Source organism: Thermus sp. (assembly GCF_056332225.1).
The window spans coordinates 1-5,254 of sequence record NZ_JBWGQW010000071.1; the positions used below are offsets into that span (position 1 = coordinate 1).

At 71.2% G+C, this 5,254-nt stretch carries 4 protein-coding genes; all 4 read left to right on the forward strand.

Annotated features, from left to right (window positions below):
* Positions 1 to 56 precede the first annotated feature (56 nt).
* Complete coding sequence (locus AC01Y6_RS09355) at positions 57 to 1,958, forward strand: PDDEXK family nuclease (protein WP_476671251.1); 1,902 nt, start codon at positions 57 to 59, stop codon at positions 1,956 to 1,958.
* 34 nt (positions 1,959 to 1,992) lie between these two features.
* The gene (gene cas10, locus AC01Y6_RS09360) at positions 1,993 to 3,789 is read left to right on the forward strand and encodes a type III-B CRISPR-associated protein Cas10/Cmr2 (protein WP_476671252.1); all 1,797 of its coding nucleotides are present in this window, start codon (positions 1,993 to 1,995) and stop codon (positions 3,787 to 3,789) included.
* Positions 3,779 to 4,942, forward strand: coding sequence for a type III-B CRISPR module-associated protein Cmr3 (locus AC01Y6_RS09365; RefSeq protein ID WP_476671254.1), 1,164 nt, complete (start codon positions 3,779 to 3,781; stop codon positions 4,940 to 4,942). Before cas10 ends, AC01Y6_RS09365 begins: the two co-directional genes overlap by 11 nt.
* Positions 4,939 to 5,254, forward strand: a 316-nt coding sequence (gene cmr1, locus AC01Y6_RS09370; protein ID WP_476671255.1) for a type III-B CRISPR module RAMP protein Cmr1, incomplete at its 3' end; no start/stop codon positions are given. The genes AC01Y6_RS09365 and cmr1, both read left to right, overlap by 4 nt.

Consider the following 5,254-nt stretch of genomic DNA (forward strand, 5'->3'; position numbering starts at 1 on the left):
CATCTGGGCTGGCCCTTCCTTTCGCGACGGGGGTATACTGGGCTCTCAAAGAGCCCATGGCGCCCGGCCCGGTTTACCTCTCCCTTTTGGGCAACGACCCGGCCCCCGCCTACCTGGGGCTGAAGACGGTGGCGCGAAGGGCGGGGGGCGTGGCCAAGGCCATCTTCTACGCCCTTAGGGCGTGGGGCGAGGGCTACGAGGCCAAGCGCCAGGCCCTCTTCGCCCTCCTGGAGGAGAAGGGCATCCCCCACGAGGTTCGCCCCCTTTCCGAGGCACCCGCCCCGGAGGAGGGGACAGGGGAGGTCTGGGCCAACCTCACCGGCGGCTCCAAGCTCTTCGCGGTGCGCCTGCTTGGGCGCCTGCGGCGGCCTGGGGCCCGGGTCTTCCTCCTCGAGGCCCACCGCCCCCTCGAGGCCCCCCGGGCCCTCTTCCTCTGGCCCGAGGAGGGGGCTTTTCCTCTGGAAGCGGAGGCCCTCACCCTGGAGGAGTACGCCCGGCTCTACTTGGAGCCCTTGGGGGAAGCGTGGGCGGAAACGCCCCCGCCCCCGGCCTTCCCCTTCCCCAAGGGGGCCCGGACGGCCCGGCTTCCCCGAAGGGAAGGCGGGCTCTTCGTGGTCTACCGGGGGCGGCCCTACTGGTTTCGGCCCTTTCTGGGGAGCGAGGCCAAGGACATGGCTCGGAAGGCTCTCGCCCGCTTCGCCGAGGAGGCCAGGGAGCTTGGGGGCCAGCTCTGCCTTCCGGTGGTGCCCCACCACGCCGCCAACCTCCGAAACTACCGTCCAAACGAGCGGGATAGGGTCCTCGCCCGCTGGCGGGCCTGGGCGGAGGAGTACGGGGTCTTCCTGGTGGACCCCGGGCCTCCCCTGGAGCGGGAGGTGGCCTCCCTCTTTCGGGAAAAGCCCCTCCCCAAGGCCCCGCCGCCTTCCCAGGGACCGGTTCTTCTCGCCCTGGTCTCCGAGCAGGCCGCGCCCCTCTACGGGGCCTACCTCTACGCCCGCCCCAAGGAGGCCTACCTCCTCACCACGCCGGAGATGGAAGGCCGCCTGCGGTGGGCGGAGGCCTTCTTCCGGGACAAGGGGGTGCGGGTGCACGCCGGCCTCCTCCCCGGGCCCTGGGCCCTTTGGGAGGTGCGGGACCTCTTTTCCCCCGTGGTGGAGGAGGCCCTCAGGCGGGGCCACCCCGTGCACGCCAACCTGAACGGCGGGACCCACGCCATGGCCCTGGGGCTCTACCTGGCCCTGAGGGAGGGGGCCCGGGCCCACTACCTGGAGGGGGACCGCCTCCTTTTCCTGGAGGGAGGGGAGGCCCGGGTGCCCTGGGAGGAGGGGCGGCCCGAGGACCTCCTCGCCCTCCGGGGCTACCGCCTGCAGCAGAGGTGCCCTTCCCTTTCCCCCGACCCGGAGGTCCTGGCCGCGGCGAAGGGGATCCTCCGGCGCTGGGCCGAGGTCCAGGCCTCCTGGAAAACCTCCCCCGTGGTGGACCAGTTCCTCCGCCTCTTCGCCCGGCGCCTCGGATGCGCCTTTCCTCCGAAGGAGCGGGAGAGCCTCAAGGGGCTTGCCCTGGAGTATTTCGTCTACTTCCACCTTCACCAACACCTGGCCTCGAGGGGAGGGACGGCCAGGATGGGCGGGCACCTGGTGCCCCTCGGGGACGGGGCCCTGGCCCCCCAGTCCACCGAGGTGGACGGGGTCTTCTTCCACCGGGGCACCCTCTGGTTCGTGGAGTGCAAGCCCGATGCGGCCAGCCTCAAGGGGCGGGCTCCCCTGATGAGGAACCTGGTGGCCTCCGTGGGGGGAAGCCGGGCCAGGGGGCTCATGGTGGCCCGTTCCTGGGAAGGGGGTTCTGCGCCCTCGAGCCCCAACCTGGTCTACATGGCCCTCGAGGTCGGGGAAGGCGTCCAGGGGGTCTACCGCTTCCCCCAGGACCTGGAGGAGGCCCTAGGCTTGGCGGGGCTCTAGGGTGCCGGTATACTAGGGCATAACCGGAGGGCTTATGGATCACCTTCTCGCTATCGCCCTGGGCCCGGTGCAGGAGTTCATCGCCACCGCCCGGAGAACCCGGGACCTCTTCGCGGGAAGCCGCCTCCTCTCCGAGGCCGCGGCCTGCGCCGCCAAGGCCCTCGCCAAGGAGGTGGGGGTACAAAACCTCATCTTCCCGGCCCCCGAAAGCGAGGCGGCGCTTGAAACCCCAGTCCCGGCCCCCGAAAGCGAGGCAACGCATAAAACCCTGGCCGAGGCGGGCATCCCCAACGTGCTCCTCGTCCGGGTTCCCGAAGGGAAAGACCCAAAGGGCTTGGGGGAAAAAGCCCTAAAGGCCGCCAAGAACTGCCTTCTCGCGCGGGCGAGGGAGGTTTTCACCCCCCGCAAGGACCACCTTCTTTGGGAAGAAGCCCTGGAGCAGGTCAAGGACCTCCTGGAGGGGTACTACGCCTACCTCCCCCTAAAGGGGGACTACCCCGGGGCCCGGGAGCGGCTCATGGCCCTCCTCGCGGCCCGCAAGAACACCCGGGACTTCGCCCCCGCCTCCTGGGGAAGCCCGGCCTACAAGAGCTCCCTGGACGGGGCCCGGGAAAGCGTTCTCCGCCTGCCCCAGGAGGGGGCGGACCGCCTCCGGGTCCGGCTCGGCCTGCGCCCGGGGGAGTACCTCTCGGGCCCGGACCTGCTCAAGCGCTGGTGGCAGACGAAGCACGGCTTCCTCAGCACCACCCACGTGGCGGCCCTCCCCTTCTTTGAGGGGGTGAGGAGGGCGGGCCAGGAGGGGGTGCTGGAGGAGGCCCTAAAGGACCTGGCCCGGATGGCGGGCGAGGAGGCCAGGGAAGGAAACCGCCACCCCGTTCTGCAGCACACCCCCTTCGCGAAGTGGGACGTCCGCCTCCTCTATGAAACCCGCCTCGCCGAGTTCCCCGCCCTCGCCGAGGACTCCGGGCTTTTGGAAAAGGCCCGGGCCCGCCTCCGGGAGCTTTGGAGGGCGCTTTCCCAAAAAGGGGTGAGGGCGCCCCCCGGGGCCTACTACGCCCTCCTCCACGCCGACGGGGACCGGATGGGGGAGGCCCTGGACCGCCTAAAGACCCCGGAGGCGCACCGGGATTTCTCCAACACCCTGGCCCTCCAGTTTGCCGCCGAGGTGAAGGGCCTCGTGGAGGCCCACGGGGGCGCCCTGGTCTACTCGGGGGGGGACGACGTTTTGGCCCTCCTTCCCCTCCACAAGGCCCTCATGGCCGCCAAGGCCCTGGCGGAGCGCTTCCAAGAGGTCATGGCCCCTTTTGGCGGGCCGGAGAAAGCCCCCAGCCTCTCCGTGGGCCTCGCCGTGGTGCACCACCTGGAGCCCCTCCAAGACGCCCTGGACCTGGCCCGCCGGGCGGAGAAGCAGGCCAAGGAGGGAAAGCCCCAGCGCAACGCCCTCTGCGTGGCCTATAGCCCCCGCTCGGGCTCGGAGCGGATGGCGCGGGGCCGCTGGGACGAAAAGCCCCCCCTCACCCGCCGCCTCCTCCGCTACGCCGACCTCCAGCGTGCGGGGGAGGTGCCCTCGAGGGCCGCCTACGAGCTATCGGCCCTGGTGCGGGAGGCGGGCGACGCCCTTCCCGACGAGGCCCTGGTGGCCGAGGCCCTGCGCATCCTGGGGAGGAGGGAGATGAGGCAGGCGTACCGGGAGGAGCTTGAGGCGTGGCTCCGCACCGGCGAGGACGTGCGCCGCTTGGCGGGGGAGCTCCTCCTTGCCCGGCCCTTCGCCGAGGCCCTGGACCAGGCGGGCGTGCCCGTGGAAAGCCGGGAGGTGTGGGATGCTCATTGAGCCTAGGGACCCCCTCATCGTCCGGGACGGCAGGCCCTTCACCAACAGCCCCGGGGCCCGGGCGAGAAGCCTTCCCTTCCCCTTGCCCCAGACCCTGGCCGGGGCCTACCGCACCCGCCGGGCCCTGCTGGAGGGGCTTCCCCTGCCCGAGAAGGCCGAGGAGGTCCTCCGTTGGGGCTTGCGGGGGCCCCTCCTCGCGGAGGAGGGGAGGGAGGGGTGGCGGCTTCTACTGCCCCGGCCCCTAGACGCCCTGAAGCTTGGGGAAAGGGTCTACCCCCTCCGCCCCCTGGAGCTTCCCGAAGGGGCGGGGACCAACCTCCCCGAGGGTCTTCGCCCCGTGGGGCTTCCGAGCCCCTCCCTCAAGGAGAAGCCCGCCCCCCTCAGCGCCTTCTGGTACTGGGAGAGCTTTCTAGAGTGGATCCTAAAGGATTCCCCCGAGGGCTTCTCCCCGGAAGGCCACGGCGGACCCACCCCGGAGGTGCGCACCCACGTGGCCCTGGAAGGGGCCACCCAGACGGCCGAAATGAGTGGCTACGGGCTACAAAACGGTGGTCAAAAGGTGCGCACCCACGTGGCCCTGGAGGGGGCCACCCAGACGGCCCGGGAGGGCTTCCTCTTCCAGACCTCGGGGCTGGAGTTCGCCCGAGGGCGGAGCCGCCTCGCCCTGGTCCTCTGGCCCGAAAAGGAGCTGGAGGGCATCTTCCCCTTGGGCGGGGAAAGGCGCCTCGCCTTCTGGCGCAAGGGGGGCCCTGGGGTGCCCCCCCTGCCCGAGGCGTTGGTGCAAGGCCTGGTCCGGTCCAAGGCCGCCCGCATCCTCTTCCTCACCCCCGCCTTCCTGGAAGGGGCCTACCTCCCCAAGGGCGGGGCTTTCGGCGGGGCCCGGGTGGAGGCGGCGGTGGTGGGGAGGCCCCAGGCGGTCTCGGGCTGGGACCTAAGGGAGGGGAGGCCCAAGCCGAGCCGACGGGCGGTGCCCGCGGGAAGCGTCTACTTCGTGCGGCTTCCCGAGGCCTGGGGCGAAGGGGAGATTCGGGCTTGGGCGGAGCGGACTTGGTTCCAGAACCTTTCCGATGAAGAGCAGGACCGGAGGGACGGCTTTGGCCTGGCCGCCCTGGGGGTTTGGGACGGGACGCTTTGGAAGTGGGAGGGAGCATGAGCCGGAAGGTCCGGGCCTTTGAGGAGGCGTTCGCGCCCAGGCGCAAGGAGGGGGAAGGGGCGCTTTTGCGGCGGGACGGCGCCCGCGTTCTCACCTGGGAGCGCACCTACACCCTGCTCACCCCCCTCTTCGGGGGCGGGGTGGAGCCCAGGGAGGCGGACCCCGTGAGCGTGGTGCGGGCCACGGAGGTGCGGGGGCAGCTCCGCTTCTGGTGGCGGGCCCTGAGGGGTTGGCAGGCTAAGTGCCCGCACCTTGGCTTTGCAACACGGGATGCCCGAGCTTTGGCTGTGGGAAAGCTCTTTTGGGGCCCCC

Excerpts from the sequence above, each read along its gene's own strand:
- AC01Y6_RS09355 (WP_476671251.1), top strand. The coding sequence starts at position 57 with ATGGCGCCCGGCCCGGTTTACCTCTCCCTTTTGGGCAACGACCCGGCC.
- cas10 (WP_476671252.1), top strand. The coding sequence starts at position 1,993 with ATGGATCACCTTCTCGCTATCGCCCTGGGCCCGGTGCAGGAGTTCATC.
- AC01Y6_RS09365 (WP_476671254.1), top strand. The coding sequence starts at position 3,779 with ATGCTCATTGAGCCTAGGGACCCCCTCATCGTCCGGGACGGCAGGCCC.